Source organism: Stenotrophomonas sp. Ps181, from assembly GCF_025697425.1.
Lineage (GTDB): Bacteria > Pseudomonadota > Gammaproteobacteria > Xanthomonadales > Xanthomonadaceae > Stenotrophomonas > Stenotrophomonas sepilia.
Window position 1 is genome coordinate 322,632 of record NZ_JAHWBI010000003.1, and the last position, 19,488, is coordinate 342,119.

At 67.0% G+C, this 19,488-nt stretch carries 19 protein-coding genes and 1 pseudogene; 15 read left to right on the forward strand and 5 right to left on the reverse strand.

What is annotated here, in order from left to right; all coding sequences use genetic code 11:
* Positions 1-48 precede the first annotated feature (48 nt).
* Positions 49-744 (forward strand): HAD family phosphatase, encoded by a 696-nt coding sequence (locus tag KXV01_RS08415; protein WP_099495909.1) that lies wholly within the window; start codon positions 49-51, stop codon positions 742-744.
* A gap of 11 nt (positions 745-755) precedes the next feature.
* On the opposite strand, the gene KXV01_RS08420 is transcribed toward KXV01_RS08415, so the two are convergent.
* Both KXV01_RS08420 and KXV01_RS08425 read right to left on the reverse strand, forming a co-directional pair.
* Positions 756-986, reverse strand: a complete 231-nt coding sequence (locus KXV01_RS08420; RefSeq protein WP_099495910.1) for a hypothetical protein — start codon at positions 984-986, stop codon at positions 756-758.
* Entirely contained in the window at positions 983-1,408 is a 426-nt protein-coding gene (locus tag KXV01_RS08425) for a VOC family protein (protein ID WP_049410787.1), read from the reverse strand. The genes KXV01_RS08420 and KXV01_RS08425 overlap by 4 nt, the downstream gene beginning before the upstream one ends.
* Positions 1,409-1,679: 271 nt before the next feature.
* Here KXV01_RS08425 and KXV01_RS08430 point away from each other — a divergent pair, with 271 nt between their 5' ends.
* Positions 1,680-4,163, forward strand: a complete 2,484-nt coding sequence (locus KXV01_RS08430) for an aminotransferase class V-fold PLP-dependent enzyme (RefSeq protein WP_263467675.1) — start codon at positions 1,680-1,682, stop codon at positions 4,161-4,163.
* A 26-nt stretch (positions 4,164-4,189) separates the two neighbouring features.
* Here KXV01_RS08430 and KXV01_RS20030 read toward each other — a convergent pair.
* Both KXV01_RS20030 and KXV01_RS08440 read right to left on the reverse strand, forming a co-directional pair.
* Positions 4,190-4,627: pseudogene (locus KXV01_RS20030) on the reverse strand (helix-turn-helix transcriptional regulator); the annotation flags it as partial.
* Positions 4,624-5,550: a LysR substrate-binding domain-containing protein gene (locus KXV01_RS08440; protein ID WP_049410792.1), complete on the reverse strand. Its 927-nt coding sequence runs from the start codon at positions 5,548-5,550 to the stop codon at positions 4,624-4,626. The pseudogene KXV01_RS20030 and the gene KXV01_RS08440, both read right to left, overlap by 4 nt.
* A gap of 91 nt (positions 5,551-5,641) precedes the next feature.
* On the opposite strand from KXV01_RS08440, the gene KXV01_RS08445 reads away from it, so the two are divergent.
* Both KXV01_RS08445 and KXV01_RS08450 read left to right on the forward strand, forming a co-directional pair.
* Positions 5,642-6,682, forward strand: a complete 1,041-nt coding sequence (locus KXV01_RS08445) for a hypothetical protein (protein WP_263467676.1) — start codon at positions 5,642-5,644, stop codon at positions 6,680-6,682.
* Positions 6,679-7,560: a PD40 domain-containing protein gene (locus KXV01_RS08450; protein WP_099496001.1), complete on the forward strand. Its 882-nt coding sequence runs from the start codon at positions 6,679-6,681 to the stop codon at positions 7,558-7,560. Before KXV01_RS08445 ends, KXV01_RS08450 begins: the two co-directional genes overlap by 4 nt.
* 7 nt (positions 7,561-7,567) lie before the next feature.
* Here the strand turns inward: KXV01_RS08450 and KXV01_RS08455 are convergent, their stop codons facing one another.
* Complete coding sequence (locus KXV01_RS08455) at positions 7,568-8,923, reverse strand: sigma-54 dependent transcriptional regulator (RefSeq protein WP_099487150.1); 1,356 nt, start codon at positions 8,921-8,923, stop codon at positions 7,568-7,570.
* A 397-nt stretch (positions 8,924-9,320) separates the two neighbouring features.
* Between KXV01_RS08455 and KXV01_RS08460 the strand changes: the two genes are divergently transcribed.
* From KXV01_RS08460 to KXV01_RS08510, 11 genes are all read left to right on the forward strand, one after another.
* Positions 9,321-9,851, forward strand: coding sequence for a hypothetical protein (locus KXV01_RS08460; RefSeq protein ID WP_049438401.1), 531 nt, complete (start codon positions 9,321-9,323; stop codon positions 9,849-9,851).
* On the forward strand, positions 9,848-10,465 hold the full coding sequence (locus KXV01_RS08465; RefSeq protein ID WP_049438400.1) for a hypothetical protein: 618 nt from the start codon (positions 9,848-9,850) through the stop codon (positions 10,463-10,465). The genes KXV01_RS08460 and KXV01_RS08465 overlap by 4 nt, the downstream gene beginning before the upstream one ends.
* A 43-nt stretch (positions 10,466-10,508) precedes the next feature.
* Positions 10,509-11,825, forward strand: a complete 1,317-nt coding sequence (locus tag KXV01_RS08470; protein ID WP_111096274.1) for an adhesin — start codon at positions 10,509-10,511, stop codon at positions 11,823-11,825.
* A 99-nt stretch (positions 11,826-11,924) separates the two neighbouring features.
* A complete protein-coding gene (locus KXV01_RS08475) occupies positions 11,925-12,629 on the forward strand; it encodes a C39 family peptidase (protein WP_111096275.1) in 705 nt (234 codons plus the stop codon).
* 13 nt (positions 12,630-12,642) lie between these two features.
* Complete coding sequence (locus KXV01_RS08480) at positions 12,643-13,392, forward strand: hypothetical protein (RefSeq protein WP_111096276.1); 750 nt, start codon at positions 12,643-12,645, stop codon at positions 13,390-13,392.
* Between the two features lie 49 nt (positions 13,393-13,441).
* Positions 13,442-14,746, forward strand: coding sequence for a transporter (locus KXV01_RS08485; RefSeq protein WP_111096277.1), 1,305 nt, complete (start codon positions 13,442-13,444; stop codon positions 14,744-14,746).
* A gap of 137 nt (positions 14,747-14,883) precedes the next feature.
* Complete coding sequence (locus tag KXV01_RS08490; RefSeq protein WP_263467677.1) at positions 14,884-16,023, forward strand: SPFH domain-containing protein; 1,140 nt, start codon at positions 14,884-14,886, stop codon at positions 16,021-16,023.
* Positions 16,024-16,043: 20 nt separating this feature from the next.
* On the forward strand, positions 16,044-17,396 hold the full coding sequence (locus tag KXV01_RS08495; protein ID WP_049410830.1) for a membrane protein: 1,353 nt from the start codon (positions 16,044-16,046) through the stop codon (positions 17,394-17,396).
* Positions 17,393-17,650, forward strand: a complete 258-nt coding sequence (locus tag KXV01_RS08500) for a hypothetical protein (protein ID WP_049410834.1) — start codon at positions 17,393-17,395, stop codon at positions 17,648-17,650. Before KXV01_RS08495 ends, KXV01_RS08500 begins: the two co-directional genes overlap by 4 nt.
* Before the next feature lie 210 nt (positions 17,651-17,860).
* Positions 17,861-18,445: an AprI/Inh family metalloprotease inhibitor gene (locus tag KXV01_RS08505; RefSeq protein ID WP_049410837.1), complete on the forward strand. Its 585-nt coding sequence runs from the start codon at positions 17,861-17,863 to the stop codon at positions 18,443-18,445.
* Positions 18,446-18,514: 69 nt separating this feature from the next.
* The gene (locus KXV01_RS08510; RefSeq protein ID WP_263467678.1) at positions 18,515-19,474 is read left to right on the forward strand and encodes a cation diffusion facilitator family transporter; all 960 of its coding nucleotides are present in this window, start codon (positions 18,515-18,517) and stop codon (positions 19,472-19,474) included.
* Positions 19,475-19,488: the final 14 nt, after the last annotated feature.

Below are 19,488 nucleotides of genomic sequence, written 5' to 3' on the forward strand. Positions count from 1 at the left end.
GGAAAATGGCCTGCAATTGAATCACTGCATTGCGCCCTGGAGTTGTAGATGTCCCGTTTTCCCTTCGATGCCGTGCTGTTCGACTGCGACGGCGTACTGGTCGATTCCGAGCCGCTGGTGGCCCGTGTGCTTTCGGAAATGCTGACCGCACGCGGCTGGCCGCTGACCCCGGCTCAGGCCGGCGAGGTCTTCCTCGGCCAATCCGTGGCCCATCTGGCCGGGCTGATCGCAGAGCGCACCGGCAAGCCGTTCACGGAGGAATGGCTGGAGGAATTCCGCCAGCAGCGCAACCGTGCGCTGGAGCAGGACCTCGAGGCGATCCGGGGGGCGCCCGAGGCCGTGCGTGCGATCGCCGCAGCGACCGGTGGCCGCATTGCCTGCGCCTCCGGAGCAGACCTGCACAAGGTGAAACTGCAGTTGGACAAGGTCGGGCTGCTCGATGTGTTCGGGGCCAATGTGTTCAGTGGCCAGGACCTGCCCCGCACCAAGCCGCATCCGGATGTGTATCTGGCGGCCGCTGCGGCGCTGGGCGTGGACCCCACGCGCTGCGCGGTGATCGAGGACACCGTCACCGGCGCGACTGCGGGCGTGGCCGCCGGCGCCACGGTGTTCGGCTTCAGCGAAGGCGGCCCGCACCACAGCACGCCGGAGGCCCTGCGTGCAGTCGGCGCCCGCGTGATCTTCCAGCGCATGGAAGACCTGCCGGGCCTGCTCGCCGCCTTCGCGGCCGACGCCGTCGCCTGACGGCATGGCCCTCAGCGCGCAGCGCCCGCCGTGGCGCTGCCGCGCTTGCCTGCATAGTGCAGGACGAACAGATACAAGCCGGTGAAAAGCTGCAGGAACAACGGCGGCAACGGCGAATAGGTGATCCAGGCCGAAGGCTCGCCCTGCCCCAGCCCGCGCGCCACGAAATTGGCGACCACTGCCAGCGTGAACACGATGGACGTCCAGCGATGCACGGGCCGCGCCCAGCCGCCACGGCTCATTGCCGGCGCCTCGCGTCAGATCGTGCTTCGATCATCTTCCAGCCGTTGCCGGATGGGTCACGGAATCCGGCATCGACCGCGCCATAACGCTCGATGGGTTCCTGGATGAATTCCACGCCCTTGGCCTGCCATTCCACATAGCGCGCCCTGCAATCGTCCACCGCCAGCACCAGCGGCGGCATCGCGCCCTTGGCCACCAACTGCCGCAACGCCTGCGCCGTGGCGGCGTCGTGGGTGGGTGGGCCGGGCACGAACAGGCCCAGCTGGAAACCCTGCTGGCCGCGGTTGCGCACTGTCAGCCAGCGATAGCCGCCATTGCGCACATCGGTGTGCACCTCGAAGCCGAGCGTGCCGACATAGAAATCGAGCGCTTCATCCTGGTCACGCACATACAGGCCGATCGTATCCACCGTATTTGACATGCAACACCTCCTCACAAGTGCGGCTACGTTACGCCCCCCGGCCCGGCGCCGCTTCTCCAAAACTGCGCCAGTGGCCGCGACGCCCAGCGTGGAGAAACCGGGGGTCAATGGCGCCTCCGGGGCGCATGAATACGCAGATCGGCACAGCGGATAATCCACCGGATGATTAAGTCCACTTAATGTGATGCCAATCACGCACGCACACAGGAACGCATGCGATAACCGCGCCAGCCCGGTCCATCGGCACCATCACGCTGCCAGGGAGCGCACCATGCAGGACGTAGCGCAAGGCCAATGCAAAGTTGTGTCCGACAGCCGCTGGTCACTCAGTACCTTCATGGAATTCTATGAGCGGGTATTGAGTCCTCGCATTTTCCACCCTTACGGGAAGCTGCTGGCCAGCGAAGTCGCCAGCGACATCGATGGCGGATTCGTGGTCAGGGACGTGCTGGAAGTCGCCTGCGGCACCGGGGTGATCACCGCAAGCCTGTATGAGGATCTTGCGCGGCCACGGGGCCTGCGGCTGGTGGCCAGCGATCTGTCGCAGATCGCGGTGAACATGGCCCGGCGCGTCCTGAGCCCGGAGATCCAGCAGCACGTTCCGCTGTTGGCCGACGTGGACATGGCAGAGCTTCCGTTCGAGGACAACAGCTTCGATGTGATTGTCTGTGGCTTCGGCCTGATGTTCCCGCCGGACAAGGCGCGCGTGGCCAGGGAGTTCCGCCGCGTGCTGCGGCCGGGCGGGCGTGTCTATGCCACGATGTTCCACTACAACCAGCTCTTCGAACTCACCCGCCAGCAATCGCAGCTGCATTTCGGCATGCCCTCGCGGCTGATGGACGCTGCGCTGAGCCTGACCGACCCGTCGCCAATCACCCGGGCTTTCGCGATCGAAGGCCTGTCCAGGGCCAACGATCTGCCTGCGGGGCTGCATCCCCTGTCGTTCTCGCTGGATGCGGCCGGCGCGCGCGAGTTCCTGTTCAACGCCTGCATCCTGCTCGAGGAGTTCAACCAGTGCGACACCGGCACCCGCGAGCACTACCTGGACCTGATGCTCGCGCAGTTCCGCAAGGACGTGCCTGACCAGCGCTATCGGGTGGAGGCATGGCTGCTGCGCGGCCAGGCTGATCCGGCCCATGCGGGCACGACGCTGGATATCACGCCCCCCGATTTCTCGCCGCTGCTGCGGTGCCAGCAGCTGACCCATCGCGCGCCCTGCGTGGGCGCCGAGCGCGCCGTCCCTGCGCACGAGGCGCAGGCGCTCGATGCATTCACCGCGGCCAGGGCGCAGTTCCTGACCGAGCATCCGGGCTTCCCCGACGCATCGGTAGAGAAAATGCGCAACGAGGAGTACGCACGGCTGGACGAGCAGCACGTGACGTACCTGGATCATGTGGGCGGAACCCTGCCACCCGAAAGCCTGCTCGAACAGGACCTGCAGGCATTGAAACACGCGATCCTGGGCAATCCGCACAGCGGATCGAAGGCCTCGCAGGCCGCCTACCAGCAGGCACGAGAGGCAATCTACGCCTTTTTCGGCTGTTCGCCGGACGAGTACGAGGTGATATTCACTGCCAACGCCAGCAGCGCGATCCGGCTGGTGGCGGAATCGTTTCCCTTCCAGCCGGACACGCAGCTGCTGCTGACCAAGGACAATCACACATCGGTGCATGGCCTGCGCGAATACGCCAGGGCCAAGGGCGCCTCGGTGAAGTACATCCCCTTGGACGACGACCTGCTGCTGCACGGGGACCTGATGCAGCGTGCGCTGCAGCGGCTGGGCGATGGCGCCCCGCATCTGCTCGCCTTTCCCGCCCAGTCCAACGCGACCGGTGCGCGACATGACCTGGCCTGGATCGCCCGCGCGCGGGCGCATGGTGCGATGGTGCTGTGCGACGCTGCCGCACTGGTTCCGCAGGCGCGGCTGGATTGCGGCGCCCTTCAACCGGACTTTGTGGTGGCCTCGTTCTACAAGATCTTCGGCTACCCCACCGGCGCAGGCTGCCTGCTTGCCCGCCGCTCGTCACTGCAACTGCTCAGGCCACCGTCCCTTGCCGGTGGCGGCGTCTGCTACTACTCGGGCCCGTGGTCGCCCACCGAGCGGTTGCTGTATCGCGATGCCGGGCAACGCTTTGAGATCGGAACACCCAATTACGCCGCGTTCCCGGCGATCGCCCGGGGCTTTGCCTTCGTGGCGCGGATGGGCGGCGTCGAGGCCCTGGCGCTGCGTTCCGGTGCACTGGCCCGGTGGCTCGAGGCGCGCCTTGCCGCGCTTCGCCATACCGTGCGCGGCGACACACCGCTGTGCCGCGTGTACGGCCCGCCGGCACAGCACAAAGGAGCGACGGTGATGCTCAACTTCTTCGACTGCTATGGCTCGATCATGCCGCATGCCCGCATCAAGCGCCTGGCCGACCGCTTCGGCATCACCCTGCGCAATGGATGTTTCTGCAACCTCGGGGCCGTCCAGCAGGCAACCTATGCCACCGCAGGTGCCGAGCACTGCGAACTGGACAAGACCGGGAAGATCCTCGACTGCACCGCCTTCGATGAGAAGATCCTGGACAAGGGAGATTGCGGCGCGGTCAGGATTTCATTCGGGCTCGGGTCGAACTTTGCCGACGCCTACCGCTTCCTCATGTTTGCGACGTGCCTGCTGGACACCGATGTTTCAGGTCTTGAAGGTGCGCTCGCCGGAAGCGATCCCGCGGTCGATGCCGGCCGTCTCCGTGCCGCCCCTGTCGTACCGGCCTGACGCTCCGCGGCGGGCACCACCGGCGGCGCGCCACGGCGGCGTTGTTCCAGCACGGACGTGTCGAGGCAGGGCCGCTGCGCGGCGCGCGCGTGGCATTCGGGCACGGCGCCGCGCAGCGGTGGGTGCCGGCGTTCGCGTGCGCGCACGTTGCCGGGGCTGTCGCCGGTGATGTCACGGAAGATGCGGCCGAAGGTGCCCAGGCTGCTCCAGCCGGTCTGCGCGGCGATCTCGGTGACCGGCAGGTCGGTGTCACGCAACAGCGCCACGGCCCGTTCAATGCGGCGGCTCAGCAGGTAGCGGTGCGGCGGCAGCCCGAATGCCTGCTTGAACGAACGCGCGAAATGCGCCGCGGATACGGCACTCACTTCGGCCAGGCGGGCCACCGGCCAGTCCTCGTGGCTGGCATGGTCCATCCGGTCCTTGGCACGCAGCAGGCGTCGCAGCAGTTCAGGGCTCTGCTTCATGCCGTCACCGTGCGCGCCAGATGATGTCGCGCCGCATGCCTGGCCTGCGCGGCCTGCTCGACCAGCCAGTCACCGAATGCAATGACCTTGGCGCTCCGGCTGCGCGCCGTCGGTGCCACGAACCAGAAACCACGCCCGTCGCTGGCCACACCGGGATGCGCCTGCACCAGGCGCCCGCTGTCCAGTTCGGCCTGGAACAGGATTGGCGAAGCAATGGCGATGCCCTGCCCGGCAATGGCCGCGCCGACGTCCAGATGCTCCAACGCAAAGGGGCTGACCAGGCTCTCCTCGGCCGGCGGCGGAACGGCACCATGTGCGGAGAACCACAGTGCCCACCAGTCGGGCCTGCCGAGCAGCGGAATGTCCAGCGCCCGGCGACCGAGCCCGGCCGCCGCCGGCAGCAGCGCCGGTGCGCACAACGGGGTGAAAATGCTGGGGAACAGGGGCGTGGCCTGCAGCCCGGGCCACGCACCATGCCCGTTGCGGATGGCGGCATCGAAACGCCCGGCGGCCAGGTCCTGCGGCTCTGCCGACAGGTCCAGTTCCAGCACGATGTTACGATGGCGGGCGCGGAAGCTGCCCAGCCGCGGCGTCAACCAGCTGGTGCCCAGCGTGGGCAAGACGGACAGGCGCAGTCGCGCCGCATCCATGTCAGCGGCACGCATGAAACTGGCGCGCAGCGCGTCGAAGGCCCGGGTGGCCTCCACTGCGACGCTCGCACCGGCGGCGGTCAATTCCACATGCTGTGCATGGCGCAGGAACAGGCAGGTGCCGGTCTGGGCCTCCAGCCGGCGCACGTGGTAACTCACCGATGCCGCGCTGGTGTCGAGCTCCTCGGCGGCACGGGCAAAACTGCCCAGCCTCGCCGCCGCTTCGAAGGCGCGGATGGCGACAAGCGATGGAAGCTGGCGTTGGGTCACCATAAGTGTGGCTTAGCCTGAGCCCGGATATCTGCGTGGTCAATCCCCCTCGCACCCGCAACGATGGAGGCACTTCCGGCAAGGGATCACGCACATGGATCGACGGCAGTTCCTGGCCACCTTGGCCGCAGTGGCCGCCTCAAGCGCCCTGCCCTCGGGGCGGCCCCTGGCCAGCCACAGCGAAGACTGGAAATGGTTGCAGGGCAACTGGCGGGTCCGGCACCAACGCCTGAAGGAGCGCCTGGTGGGTGATACCCGCTGGGAAGCCTTCACCGGCGCCAGCGCGGTCTGGCTCACCCTGGGCGGGCTCGGCACCATCGATGACAACGTCATGGCGCTGCCTTCGGGTCCCTACAGGGGCCTGGGCGTGCGTGCCTTTGATCCGGTGTCTTCCACGTGGTCGATCTGGTGGATCGATGGACGCACCCCTGCTCATATCGAAGCGCCCGTGCGCGGCGTCTTCGAGGGCGACGGCGGCAGCTTCCGTGGTCGTGATGATTTCAAGGGACGCCCCATCGACGTCTGGTTCCGCTGGCATGACATCCATGGCGAGGAGCCTTGGTGGGAACAGGCATTCTCCGACGATGCCGGCGCGCACTGGGAAGTGAACTGGCGCAACTGGTTCCGGCGCACTGCGGCAGCCCCTTCTCCGCTTCCGAAGCTGCCGGATGCACCGCGCGATTTTGATTTCCTGGTGGGCCATTGGAACGTGCGCCATCGTCGCCTGCGCGCTCGGCTGGCGGGCAGTGATGCGTGGGACGCGTTCAACGGCACCCTGCACAACTGGCCGGTACTGGGAGGATTCGGCAACGTGGGCGACAACCTGATGGACGTGCCGGGAGCACCGCTGCGCGGCATGGGCATCCGCGCCTGGAGCGCCGCTGAGCGGCACTGGCTGAGCTGGTGGCTGGATGGCCGGGAGCCGACCCGGATCGGCGCGCCCTTGCGCGGTGGTTTCGAGGCCGGCGTCGGTCGCTTCTTTGGCGAGGACCAGCACGACGGTCGCGCGATCCAGACGCGGGTGATCTGGTCACGTATCACCCCGCGTTCGGCGCGCTGGGAACAGGCGGCTTCGACCGATGGGGGACGCAGTTGGGAAACCAACTGGGTCAGCGACTTCGAGCGGCAGGCATGAAAGCGCGGCTGGCCGTGATGCTGCTGGTTGCTGCGTCGCCCCCTGCGACTCCCTCAAGCGTGCTGCAGATCGTCGGCTCCGCTGAACGCTTTGCGCCGGGCGTTGCATCCACGCAGTACGACGAAATTCGACTGACCCTGAGCCCAGATGGAAAGACCGCACTGTGGTTCAGCCGCAACCGGCCCGGCGGTCCGGGCGGGTATGACATCTGGGTCTCCCGCCACGATGGACAGCGCTGGCGGCCGGCGACGCCGGTCTCGTTCAACACGCCGGGACGTGACTTCGATCCCGCCTTTTCCACCGATGGCCGTGTGGTGTATTTCTGCTCGGACCGCGCAGGCGGCCAGGGCGGCGACGATCTGTACCGGGTCAGGATTGGACGCGACGGTCGATTCGGCGAACCGGAAAATCTCGGGCCTGCGGTAAACAGTGCGGCCGACGAGTTCGCGCCGATGCTCTCGCCGGACGGTCGTACGCTGTTGTTCTCCAGCGATCGTGCGGGCGGTGCCGGCGGCCATGACCTCTACAGCGCGGCGATGATCGGCGGCGTCGCGCAGCCGGCACGGCCGCTGGCGGGTGACCTCAATACCGCAGCGCAGGAGTTCGATGCCACCTTCCTGGGCGACGGCCGAACGGTGGTGTTTGCCCGCGCCCTGGACTTCGCCACTGCACCGGTGCGCCAGTTCATTTCCTACGACCGTGGAGGTCGTTATGACGCGGGCCATGCATTGCCCTCCCCGGTGAACGAAGCCTCCGGCGACAGCTACGGTGCGATGCTGGATGGCTCGCAACCTGACACTTTGACCTATTCGGCGCGGCGCGCAGACGGTGCGGGGTTGGACCTGTACCGCATCCGCTACCGTTCGGGCGAACCATGATCCGCACTCAGCGCTGCGCCGGCAGCTCCAGCCGATGCTTGCGGCACAGCCGGTACACGGTCACCCGCGAGATCTGCATCTGCCGTGCGCACTCGGAGACGTTGTAGCCGGTCTGGCGCAGGGTCTGCAGCAGCACATCGCGCTCGGCCTGGCCGCGGGCATCGTGCAGCATCGCCCCCGGCGGCGCATGCCCGGGCCCACCCAGTTCGAGGTCACGCTCGCTGATCAGCTCGCCTTCGGCCATGATCGCCGCCCGCTGCACCCGGTTGAGCAGTTCACGCACGTTGCCGGGCCAACCGAAGCGTCGCATCGCCTGCAGCGCAGCGGGTGCGAAGCCACGTGCACGCACGCTGTGGCGCAGTCGGAAGCAGCGCAGGAAGTGCTCGGCCAGCAGTTGCACATCGGCGCCACGCTCGCGCAAGGGCGGCATCAGCAGGCGCAGCACATTGAGCCGATAGTAGAGATCACTGCGGAACCGACCCTGCGCCACCGCGTGTTCCAGTTCCACGTGGGTGGCGGCGAGTACCCGCACATCCGCCCGCAGCGGCTGGCTGCTGCCGACGCGCTCGAAGGTGCCTTCCTGCAGCACGCGCAGCAGGCTGGTCTGCGCCTCCGCTGGCAGGTCGCCCACTTCGTCGAGGAACACGGTTCCGCCGTGTGCGGCTTCGAATACGCCTATCTGCCGCTTGTCGGCGCCGGTGAACGAGCCGCGCTCGTGGCCGAACAGCTCCGACTGCACCAGGTTGGCCGGAATGGCACCGCAGTTGACCGCGATGAACGGCTTGCCCGCACGGCCGGACAACGCATGCAGCGCGTGAGCCGCCAGCTCCTTGCCGGTGCCGGTTTCGCCGGTGACCAGCACTGGCAGTTCGACCGGCGCAAACTTGTGCAGCACGATGCGCACCGCATGCAACGCAGGACTCTCGCCGATCAGTGTGCGCGGCCCCTGGCCGCCGCACACCTCGCTGGCAGAAGGATCATCTGCGTCGAACTGCTGGCGCATCGCAGCCACCAGGTCCTGCAGGCCGAAAGGCAGCGTGAACCGCGAGATGCAACGCTGCAGCAAGGGCTGCCACGCCGCAGGCGTGGGCCCCGCGCCGGGTGGCAGCACCGCAAGCCAGGGCAGATGCGCGTGCTGTTCGATCCATGGCGCCAGCAACTGCAGCGCGGGCGTATCCAGATGGCGAAGATCCAGCACAGCGAGCAGCCGATCACGCCCGCGCAGCCCGATCGCCATCGCCGGGTCGGGATGGATGCGGCGCACGTACCAGCCTGCGGCCGCCAGCGCGCTGCGCTCGTTCGCCAGCGGCTCGCCGAACCAGAGCACGCAACGCGATGTAGAAGCCTCCGGGACCGCCGCCATGCTTCCCCCAGCATCCGGACACCGTCGGCGGACTGTCAGGCAATCACCGGCGTGCCGCCCTCCGCCGGGACCTCTACAGCCGCCGCAGCGGCCTTTGATGGGCGGATCCTAGCGCTGCGCTAAACGGCGGCGCAATGAGCGCCGCGTCAAGAGAGCACCGGCTGAAGCGGCATCGTTACAGTCCGCGACGGCACCTGTAACACCCGTGTGACAGTCGGGCGCCCGCCTTGCCCTGCGGCGCTTGGTACAGCGCAATCCCAACATTTTTCCGACGCCGCTGTAACAGCGCGGCAGCAGACCCCCTGCGTCTGCCACCACCTGGCGCCATGGCAGCCAAGCCTTGCAGGGTTGGCACGGTTGATGCGTGGTTCCGCCGCACCCACCACGGGAGATCGGCATGGACGGCATCACCCCCATTCGCGGCCTGCTGGCAACGCTGGCCGTGGCCCTGCTGTCGGTTGGCGCGAGCGCCTCTGCCTCCGGTGCACGCCAGGGCGTGAAGGCTCAACCGGGCGAAATCGTCCTGTTGCGTGATGTGTCCGCACGCCCGGCCTATCGCATGGCACCGCCCGGCATGGCGCTGATCGCCGACCCGAAACCCCAGCGCGAGATCGCGGCGGCCCTCGGTGCGGGTGCCCCGGCAAACGGGATGGACGAGCTGAGCGATGAGGACTACGCAGGCATGGGGGCAGGTCACGCCGCCACAGCCACCACACCCGCAGGCACCACGGTCGAACGTGTGACGCAGCAGGCATTGGGCGGCACGCTCGGCCGCAGCGGTGACGGCATGGTCGGCAGCAGCCTCGGTGGCGCCATGAACGGCCCGCTCGGCGCGGTCGGCAACAGTACCCGCGGCATCGGCGATACCGTGCGCGGCGCTCTCGGCCAGTTCCCGCTGCAGGGCATGGCCCCGGCAGGTGGCAAGTGAGGCGGGCGCACTGGCTGCTGCTGATCCTGCCTGCCACGCCGTTGATCGCGCAGGCCGATGACTACAGCGGCATGCTCGCCTACCTCGACGTTGCCCGCATCGACGGCCATGCACTGGCCGGCGCGAACGGCGCCATCGCGGTCAACCAGGCGGCCGGCGACCTCAATCTGCAGGCCAACCTGCGCGGCATCGCCACTGGCGAACATGCCGACGTCTCGATCGGCAACCGACAACTGCGCGGTGGCGACCGCGTGCTGGGTGCACCGGTTCACGCCACCGCCGTCATCGATGGCAAGGCGCTGGCCGGTGCCAGCGGTATCGCATCCATCAACCAGGCCAGCGGCATCGCCAACACGACGCTCAACGTCGTCAGCGCGACACTGGCCCGACAGGGCATACGCGAAACCGACGATACGGCCTTGGCCGCCGAGGGTTCCGCGTTGGCAGGGGGGCGGGACGACGCCGGTCGCGGCGTCGCGACGGGCACCCGCAGCGCCGGTGTCACCAGCACCGCGCTGCGGGGATTCGACGGGGTCCTGCAACTCAATCAGATCGCGGGCAGCGGCAATGACACGGCCAATGTGCTGGGCCTGGTCGTGCAGGACCGCCCGTGACAACCACCCAACCGATGCACCACCTGATGAGAGAGAGGGCACCATGAAAGCGACCGTCAAACGGACCATGCTCGCCATGGCGATTGCCACTGCCTCGACCGCCGCTGCGGCCAATGGCTGGGACAACCAGAACGCCAACGCGAACATCAACCACACCCACACCGTCAGCGAAACCCGCAACGACACCCACAATCACACCGACAACGACGTGCGCAACCGCACCGTCAACGTCAATGTGCAGAAGCACAGCAACATCCAGGCCGACGAACGCAAGGAAAAGAACAACCACGGCGTCGACGTGAACCTGGAGAAGGACCTGCGACTGGGTACCGACATCAATTTCTCCGGCGACCCGAACATCACCGGCGACATCGACCTCGATTCTGCGGCCATCGCCGTAATCGACAACCGCCAGTCGATCAGCAACAACGCCACCAGCAACAGCCTGGTCACCAACAGTGCCTCCATCGGTGACAGCGTGGGTGCAGGTGCCTCCGGCAACCTCGGCTTCAACGTGGTATCGGGCGACAACAACGCCCAGGACAATGCCGCGTCGTTGTCCGCCGCCGACGCGTCCTTCAGCTTCGGCATGGCCGACGCCGAGGTGTTCGTCAACCAGGCCGGCTTCGGCAACGCGACCATGAACTCCGGCGTCACCAATGCCGCAGGTCTCGGTGGCAATGCCTTCGGCGGTGCGTCAGGCAACATCGGTGTCAACATTGCTTCGGGCAACAACAACGAGCAGAAGAACGCGCTGGCGGCGTCGGTCGCGACCACCGCGGTGGCGCAGTCGAGCATCAGCTCCAACCAGGTCTCCACCGGCAACACGGTCAGCAACGCCGGCTTCGTGCAGTCCTACACCGATACCGTGCAGGTCGGCATGCGTGGCGGCGTCAGCGGCCTGACCCTGGCCTATGGCGCCGGCACCTACCGCGGTACCGGCAACGCCTACCAGATGGCCAACTACTATCTGGATACCTGGAGTGGGGAGCTGCCACACCCGGGTGGCAGCAGCACCGGCCATATCGATCTGGACGACGAAATCCAGAACGCCACGATGAACCCCAACCGGCCGGGGGTGGGTGGCCTGGGCTTCGATACGCGTGAGAGTGGCACCAGCCAGTTCGTCGAACTGGGCGTGGCCGACCTGTATGCCAGCCTCAGCGGCACCGTCAGCACCACGCGATGGGTGAATGTGGATGCGACCAACACCTCGGCGTTGTCCGGCAGTGCCTTCTCCGGCGCCTCCGGCAACATCGGCGTGAACGTGGCCGCGGGCACCGGCAACCTGCAGGCCAACAGCCTGGCCCTGGCAGTCGCCCAGCCCAGCACCGGCGGCGGTGGTGGCAGCGGCGAGTAAGCGCAACACCCCGGCCGTCCGCCAATGGCCGGGTCCCCGGGAGCCCCTGTTCCTCCTCCCCCTTGGGACAGGGGCTCCCCCTTGCTGCCGGAGAATGCGATGTTCGGCCACCGTCTCTCGATACGCCTGCTGGCCTGCCTGCTGTTGCTGGGCGGCGCGTCCGCGCGGGCGGGCGACGTCGGCTTCGCCGGCGTACTGCCCAATGGCGCGCTGCTGCAGCAGAAGGTAGAGAGCATGCAGGAACGGCGCTACCGCAACGTGGTACGCCAGCACACCGATTACAGCTGCGGAGCGGCCGCACTGGCGACCCTCCTGCGCCATGCCTACCACCTGGACACCGACGAGGCGACGGTGATCGAAGGGGTGATGGGGGTGTCCGACCCGGCGCTGGTGGCCGAGCGTGGCTTTTCGCTGCTCGACATCAAGCGCTACGTGGAATCGCTGGGCATGCGCGGGCGCGGCTATCGCATCGATGAGGCACGCCTGCGCACGCTTCGCGTTCCTGGTCTTGTCCTGATGGACGTGCGCGGCTTCCGCCACTTCGTGGTGCTCAAGCAGGTGCGCGGCGGCGTGGTCGAGGTGGCTGATCCCATCCTTGGCAACCGCAGCCTGGCGCTGCCTGAATTCCTCGCCGCGTGGCCATCGCGTGCCGTATTCGTGGTGATCGGCAGTGATTTCGATCGCAACACGGTCCTGCTGCAACCCAGCGAACGGCCCAGCGCCCGCGCGCTCTACGCGCGACAGGGGCCGATCACCGATGCCGAACTGGTCGATTTCGGCTTCAGCCACGCCGACCTGTTCTGAAGGAGGTTCCGCCATGTTCCGCCACCGTCTGTTGATGCTCCTGCTGCTGGCGAGCCCCGCCCTGCCCCTGCAGGCGGCGGATGCTGCGCCGGGACGCGGCCTGAAGGAAATTCCGGATTCCGAACTCAACCTGCTGCGCGGCCGCTACACCGTGGGCGGCAATACCGTCGCGTGGTTCGGGGTGACGATGGTCTCGCAGTGGCAGGCCGCCAACGGAAATGTATTGCAGGGTGCGTTGACCCTGGGCATGGACTTCCGCGGCGGCGGCAGCCCGAAACTGAGCTTCCAGCCCAGCGTGCACGTGACTGCCGCAGACGCGCCGCTGCCGGACACGCAGGGTCGCCTTATCGACAGCAGCGGCCTGGCCAACGCCAGCGGCCTGGTGCAGAGCATGCAGGTGGCCGGCGATGGCAACGTCGCCCGCAATGCGACCACGCTGGTGGTACGCAATGGCGCGGTGCCGGCCCTGCCGGGTGACGGTGCCCATTCGATCAGTGCGCAGGCCGCAGGCCTCTCGGCCTCCGCGGTGCTCGACGGCAACCAGGCACGCCTGCTGTTGCAGGCAGATGGCCAGGGGCTTGTCCAGCAATGGATACGCAACGGCAGCGTCGGCCAGGGCATCGCCCTGGCCGGTGACGGCCAGATCGCCAGCAACCAGCTGCGGCTGGAACTGGTGCGGGATACCGCGGGCGGCAACCTGCCGTTGAGCCAGAACGTGGCCCAGGCGATTGCGATGAACCGCGGCATGGGGCCGGGCCGCTAGCACCACGGCACGGCGTTGGGGGAAGCGCTCCACAACGCAGGACACGAACATGCACACCTTGAAGAGGATCACCCCGTTGGCGCTGGCGGCGCTGGCGGGCACCGTCTTTGCCGCACCACCGGCGGCGGACGATGGCGCCGACGTGCAGGCACTGGCCAACCAGCTGGAGCAGCTCAAATCCAACTACGCACAGGAGGTGCGGCGGCTGCGCGAACTGGACATGCAGGTACAGGCGATGCAGGCGCGATTGAGTGGACGCACGGGGTCCACCGGGCCGGCAACGGCGGCGGCAACGGGCGCGGCAGCCGAGCATGGCTCGACGCTGCAGGCATCGCAGGGTAGCGAGGGCTACGCCAGCACGGCGGCCGAGGCACAGCAGGCGAAGCAGGAATCGCGGCGCAGCGTGGATGATGTGAAACAACAGCAGTCGGCGCTGTTCTCGCGCCGCTTCACCGTCGAGAACAGCCTCACCTACGCCCGCTACGACCGCAAGCAGCTCACTCTCAATGGTTTCCTGGCGCTGGACGCGATCTTCCTCGGCAACATCGCCATCGAGAACGTTGAATCCGATTCGCTCACCTACAACCTGGCCGCGCGCTGGGGTGTCAGCCCGAACCTGACGCTCAACCTGGACGTGCCTTACCTGGCGCGGCGCACCGTCTACCAGAAGGGCGGCGCCGGCGGTGCGGCGGCCGCGATCGCGCAGGAAGAAACCAATGGCAACGGGCTGGGCGATATCGGCTTGAGTGCGAACTACCGTTTGTTCGGCGAACGCGGCTGGCGCCCGGAAACGGTGCTCACCGCCGGAGTCACCGCCCCTACCGGGCGCGCACCCTACGGTCTGGACTGGAAGGTGATCGAGCGCGACGACGATGACTACATCCGCTTCGCCGTACCCAGGGAACAGCCCACCGGCAATGGCGTGTGGCAGGCCAATGTGGGCCTGTCGATGGTCAAGACCGCCGATCCGGCGATCCTGTTCGCCAACGTCGGCTATGTGCATTCGTTCCCGCGTGGTTTCAGTGATATCGACAGCAACCCCGACACGGTCAACCCGGGTGACGTGAAGCTCGGCGGCGCGGTCTACTTCGGCGCTGGCGTGGCCTTTGCGTTCAACGAGCGCACCAGCCTCAGCCTGTCCTTCAGCGACCGCATCAGCGCCCGCGCATCCACCCGTTTCCAAGGCGGGAAGTGGATGAAAGTGATCGGCAGCGACGCCAACGCGGCATCACTGAATCTGGGCGTGACGTACGCGCTCAACCAGCACACCACACTGGTCACCCTGCTCGGCATCGGGCTGACCCCGGATGCACCGGACTTCACGCTGGCGTTCAAGATCCCGTACATGTTGTAGAGACAGCGCCAGGCGCGATCCTGCGCCCCGGCAGGGCCTGGATTCATCTTCCGGCACCACAGCGGTCCCTGCCCGCTGCTATATTCAGCCCAGCTCGGCAGGCATGGTGCCTGCCCTCGAATCACAGGGAGTTGGACATGGGTCTGGTACAGGCGGTGAAGGGTGCGGTCGGTGGCGTGCTGGCCGACCAGTGGAAGGACTTCTACACCGTGCCCACAGGCCTGCCCTCGACGGCGGCCCTGTTCGCGGCGGTGCCGCGCGGCACCAACGCCGGCCGCGGCTCCAACACCAACGGCTCGTCCAACATCATCACCAACGGCTCGAAGATCGTCGTGCCGGAGGGCTACGGCCTGCTGTTGTTCCAGGACGGCGCGATCACCGCGTTCGTCGCCGAACCGGGCGGCTACGAGTGGCGTTCGGACGACCTGAACTCGCAATCGATCTTCGCCGGTGACGGCCTGGTCAGCACCTTCATCAAGCAGAGCTGGGAACGCTTCAAGTTCGGCGGCCAGCCCGGTTCGCAGCAGGCGGCTTATTTCGTCTCGCTGAAGGAGCTGCCGGACAACCGCTTCGGTACCCAGTCGGAAATCTACTGGGACGACGGCTTCCTCAATACCCAAGTGGGTGCAGTCACGCGTGGCTCGTACACGCTGAAGATCGTCGACCCGATCCTGTTCGTGAAGAACTTCGTGCCGGCCAGCTACCTGCAGCCGGGCCAGGTGTTCGACTTCACCGACCTGGACAACGCCGCCGCCAGCCAGCTGTTCAATGAAGTGGTCGGCTCGCTGGCGCCGGCCTTCAGCCTGTATACGAACGATCCGGGCAAGGGCAACCGCATCACCAAGCTGCAGCAGGACTCGCTGGGCTTTGCACAGAGCCTGTCGGCCGCCGTCGAGCAGGGCTACCAGTGGAAGTCGGATCGCGGCCTGGCCATCGTCAAGACCGCCATTGTCTCGATCGAGTACGACGCCAACACCCGCGAACTGCTGAAGACCGTGCAGCGCGCCGATGCGCTGTCCGGCTCGCGCGGCAATTCCAACCTGCAGGCGAGCGTCGCCCAGGGCATCCAGTCGGCCGGCGAGAACGGCGGTGCGGCTGGCCTGGTCGGTGTCGGCATGGCCTCGGGCATGTTCGGTGTCGGCGGCATGCAGCAGCCGGTCACGCCGGCTGCCGACGATCCGGTGGCCAAGCTGAAGAAGGCCAAGGAAATGCTGGACCTGGGCCTGATCACCCAGGGCGACTATGACGCCCTGAAAGCCAAGGCACTGGGCCTGTAACAGCAGGACGCACAACCCACATGTCCGATCCCAGAAACGGCCCACCGCCGCTGCCCGGATCCGCGCCCGCAACGCCGCCGCCCTTGCCGGCGGCGTCGTTGGATGGGCCCGGTTCGCCGCAGGACGTCCCTCCCCTGCCCGGCAGCTTCCCGCTGGACACCTCGAAACTGCCTCAGGCCATCCGCGATGAAGTGGAAGCGCCCGATCCCGTGGCCATCGATACCTCGGCCAGCGAGCTGAAGGACGGCCTCAACCGCTGCCCGAAGTGCGGCGCCACCGACATCCGGCCCAAAGCCGGCACCGATATCCTCGTCTGCCTGTACTGCCGTCACGAATGGCATGGCGCGCGGGTCGAGGAGGAATTCGGGCTGGGCGAGGCCATCGACCAGCTGCGTGGCACGGTCATCGCCTCCGGTGCACGCAACATCGATGCCGACACCTCGGCGTTGATGACGTTCAAGTGCACGGGCTGCGGCGCCGAAGTCACGGTCAACACCGAAAGCACGATGACGGCGCGCTGCCACTGGTGCCGCCACGTCTTCGGCGTCAACGAACAGATCAGCAATGGTGCGGTGCCCGACGCGGTGCTGCCCTTCCACATCAAGAAGGACGATGCGGTCGCGCGCATCCGCCAGTTCGTCGACAAGCGCCGCATGTTCGCGCTGAAGGCGTTCAAGGAGCAGTTCACCCCGGAAAACGTGGTGGGCGTGTTCCTGCCCTACATGATCGTGGACAGCAACGTCAGCGCGGCCGTGGCCGGCAAGGGCGAGATCCAGACCCGGCAATACACGGTCGGCACCGAGAAGAACAAGCGCACCCTGTACGACGCCGATGTCTACCAGGTCGAACGCCAGGTGGATTTCACGGTTGATGACCTGCCCCTGGAATCCTCGGCCGAGCGCGGCAATCTGGATACCCGCGCCAACACCAACAACATCATCAACACCATCCTGCCGTTCGACACCAAGAACGCGGTGAAGTGGAACGCCTCGTACCTGGCCGGCTTCACCTCTGAAAAACGCAACCTGGATGTGGAAAAGCTGCGGCCGCGGCTGGAAGACCAGCTGCTGTCGATCGCCCGTGCGCAGGTGGAAGGGTCGGTGAGGCGCTACAACCGTGGCGTGCGCTGGGAACAGGAACAGCTGGAGGTGCATGGCACTCGTTGGGTTTCGATGTACCTGCCGGTGTGGTTGTACTCCTACCACCAGCCCGGCAAGAACGGCGGCATGCTGCACTACATCGCGGTGAACGGCCGTACCGGCGAAACCATGGGCAGCGTGCCCGTGCAGCAATGGAAGATGCTGCTGGCGGCCCTGGCCACCGGCACCGTCATTGAAGCCCTCGCAATAGCCTTCCTGGTGGCATCGACATGAGCGACGACAGTGGCCTCTGGCTGTTGGCGGCAGGTCCAGCCGGCGCAACCGCGCTGTACTGGGCGCTGTACCGCTATTACCGCAACACCGACAAATCGCACTCCTTCGAGCACGAGACCGCCATCGAAGCCAAGCCGGTCACCGGCTCTGACCAGCAGGTCGGCCGGGTTACCGGCACCGAGGAAAAGCGTATCCGCGGCGACAATGTGTACGAGTACCGGAAACGGGTCGCTCGGGTGAAACCCGAAGAATAGAGCGAGGCCATGCCTGGCTGCGGGTCGTGCCGGCCGCTGGCCGGCATGCCTTCGGCCTCTGGGCGCCAAAGAGGAGCCGGCCAGCGGCCGGCACGACCCGTCAGCGAACAGCGCCGACTCTTGGCACGCCCGCCCCTGGGCGCGTCCTCACGCCGTCTCCCGCTCCACCGGTTCGATACTCGCGCGGTCCACCCTGTCGAGGATCCTGCGATGGCCGCCGTTCCTGCCCGTGCCTGCCTGTCCGTCCTGTGCTTCCTGACCCTGCCCGCCCTTGCCCAGGACGCGTCGTTCGGCTTCGGTGAACAGACCACCCGTACCGAGCAGACCACGCAATCCAGCAGTACCCAGACCCAGAGCAGTGGCGCAGTGACCACGCAGACCACCACCAGCGGCAGCTCGCAGTCCGAGTCGCGCAGTGAAAGCAAGGGGCTGGACGTGGACTTCGGCTTCCACGACAACAACGATGACTGGGACCACGACCGCCAGCGCGGCGGCCGCGGCGTGCGCGAAGGCGATCTGTTCGGCAGCTGGACGCTGGGCCAGGAGAACGGCAGCACGTGCACCATCGAACTGAAGAGCATCGAGTGGTTCGGTGGCTACAGCGCCTACGTTCCCACCGGCTGCCCGGACGGCTTCTTCTCGGCCAACCGCTGGGTGCTGTCGGGCAACCAGCTGCTGCTCACCGATACCAGCAACACGGTGTTCGGGCGCTTCCGCGCGTCAGGCGGTGGCCGCTGGTCCGGGTTCCGTGAATCCGACGGTGCGCGGTTGTATCTCAATCCGAAGGGGCGTTGAGCGTAGCGTGCACGCAGCGGGCACGCGGCGACCGCGAAGATCAGGCGTCCGCCCCGCCCGCTCACCGAAATGTCCGCTTCCACTGGTTCCCGCCTTGTCATCTATGCCGCGCTCGCGGGCAACCTCGCCATTGCGATCGCCAAATTCATCGCCGCCGGCATCTCCGGCAGCTCGGCCATGCTCAGCGAGGGCGTGCATTCGCTGGTCGACACACTGAATGAACTTCTGCTGCTGTACGGGCTGCGCCGTGCCGGCAAGGCGCCGGATTCCCTGCATCCGTTCGGCTATGGCCGCGAGCTGTACTTCTGGAGCTTCATCGTCGCCCTGCTGGTGTTCGCGGCCGGTGCCGGCGTTTCGGCCTACGAGGGCATCCAGCACATCCGCAGGCCGGAGCCGGCCACCAACCATGCGTTGAGCTACAGCGTGCTGGGCATTTCCATCCTGTTCGAGGGTGCCTCCTGGTGGGTCGCGCTGCGCGAGTTCCGGCGTACCAAAGGCAAACTTGGCTACTTCGAGGCCTTCCGCCGCAGCAAGGATCCTTCCACCTTCACCGTACTGCTGGAAGACAGCGCTGCGTTGCTCGGGCTGGGCTTCGCACTGATCGGCCTGGTGGCCGCGCAGGTGCTGGACATGCCGGTGCTTGATGGCGTTGCGTCGCTGTGCATCGCCGGCGTGCTGGCCGCCACCGCCTTCCTCCTGGCCCGTGAGACCAAGGGCCTGCTGGTCGGAGAGCCTGCCCATCCCGCAGTGGCCGAGCGGATCATGGCGGTGGCCGAAACCGATCCGGATCTGCGCCGCGCCAATGGCGTGACCACCATGCAGATGGGCCCGGAACAGGTCGTCGCCATGCTCAGCGCCGAGTTCGAGGATGACCGCCGGACCCCGCAAATCGAAGCCTGCATCACCCGCATCGAGACGGCGGTGAAGCGCGAGTATCCGGAACTGGTGGCACTGTTCATCAAGCCGCAGACGCCGGAGGTGTATGCCGCCCGGCGCGCTGCATTGGCCGCACCGCCTGCGCCGGAATGACACCGCGTCTGCGC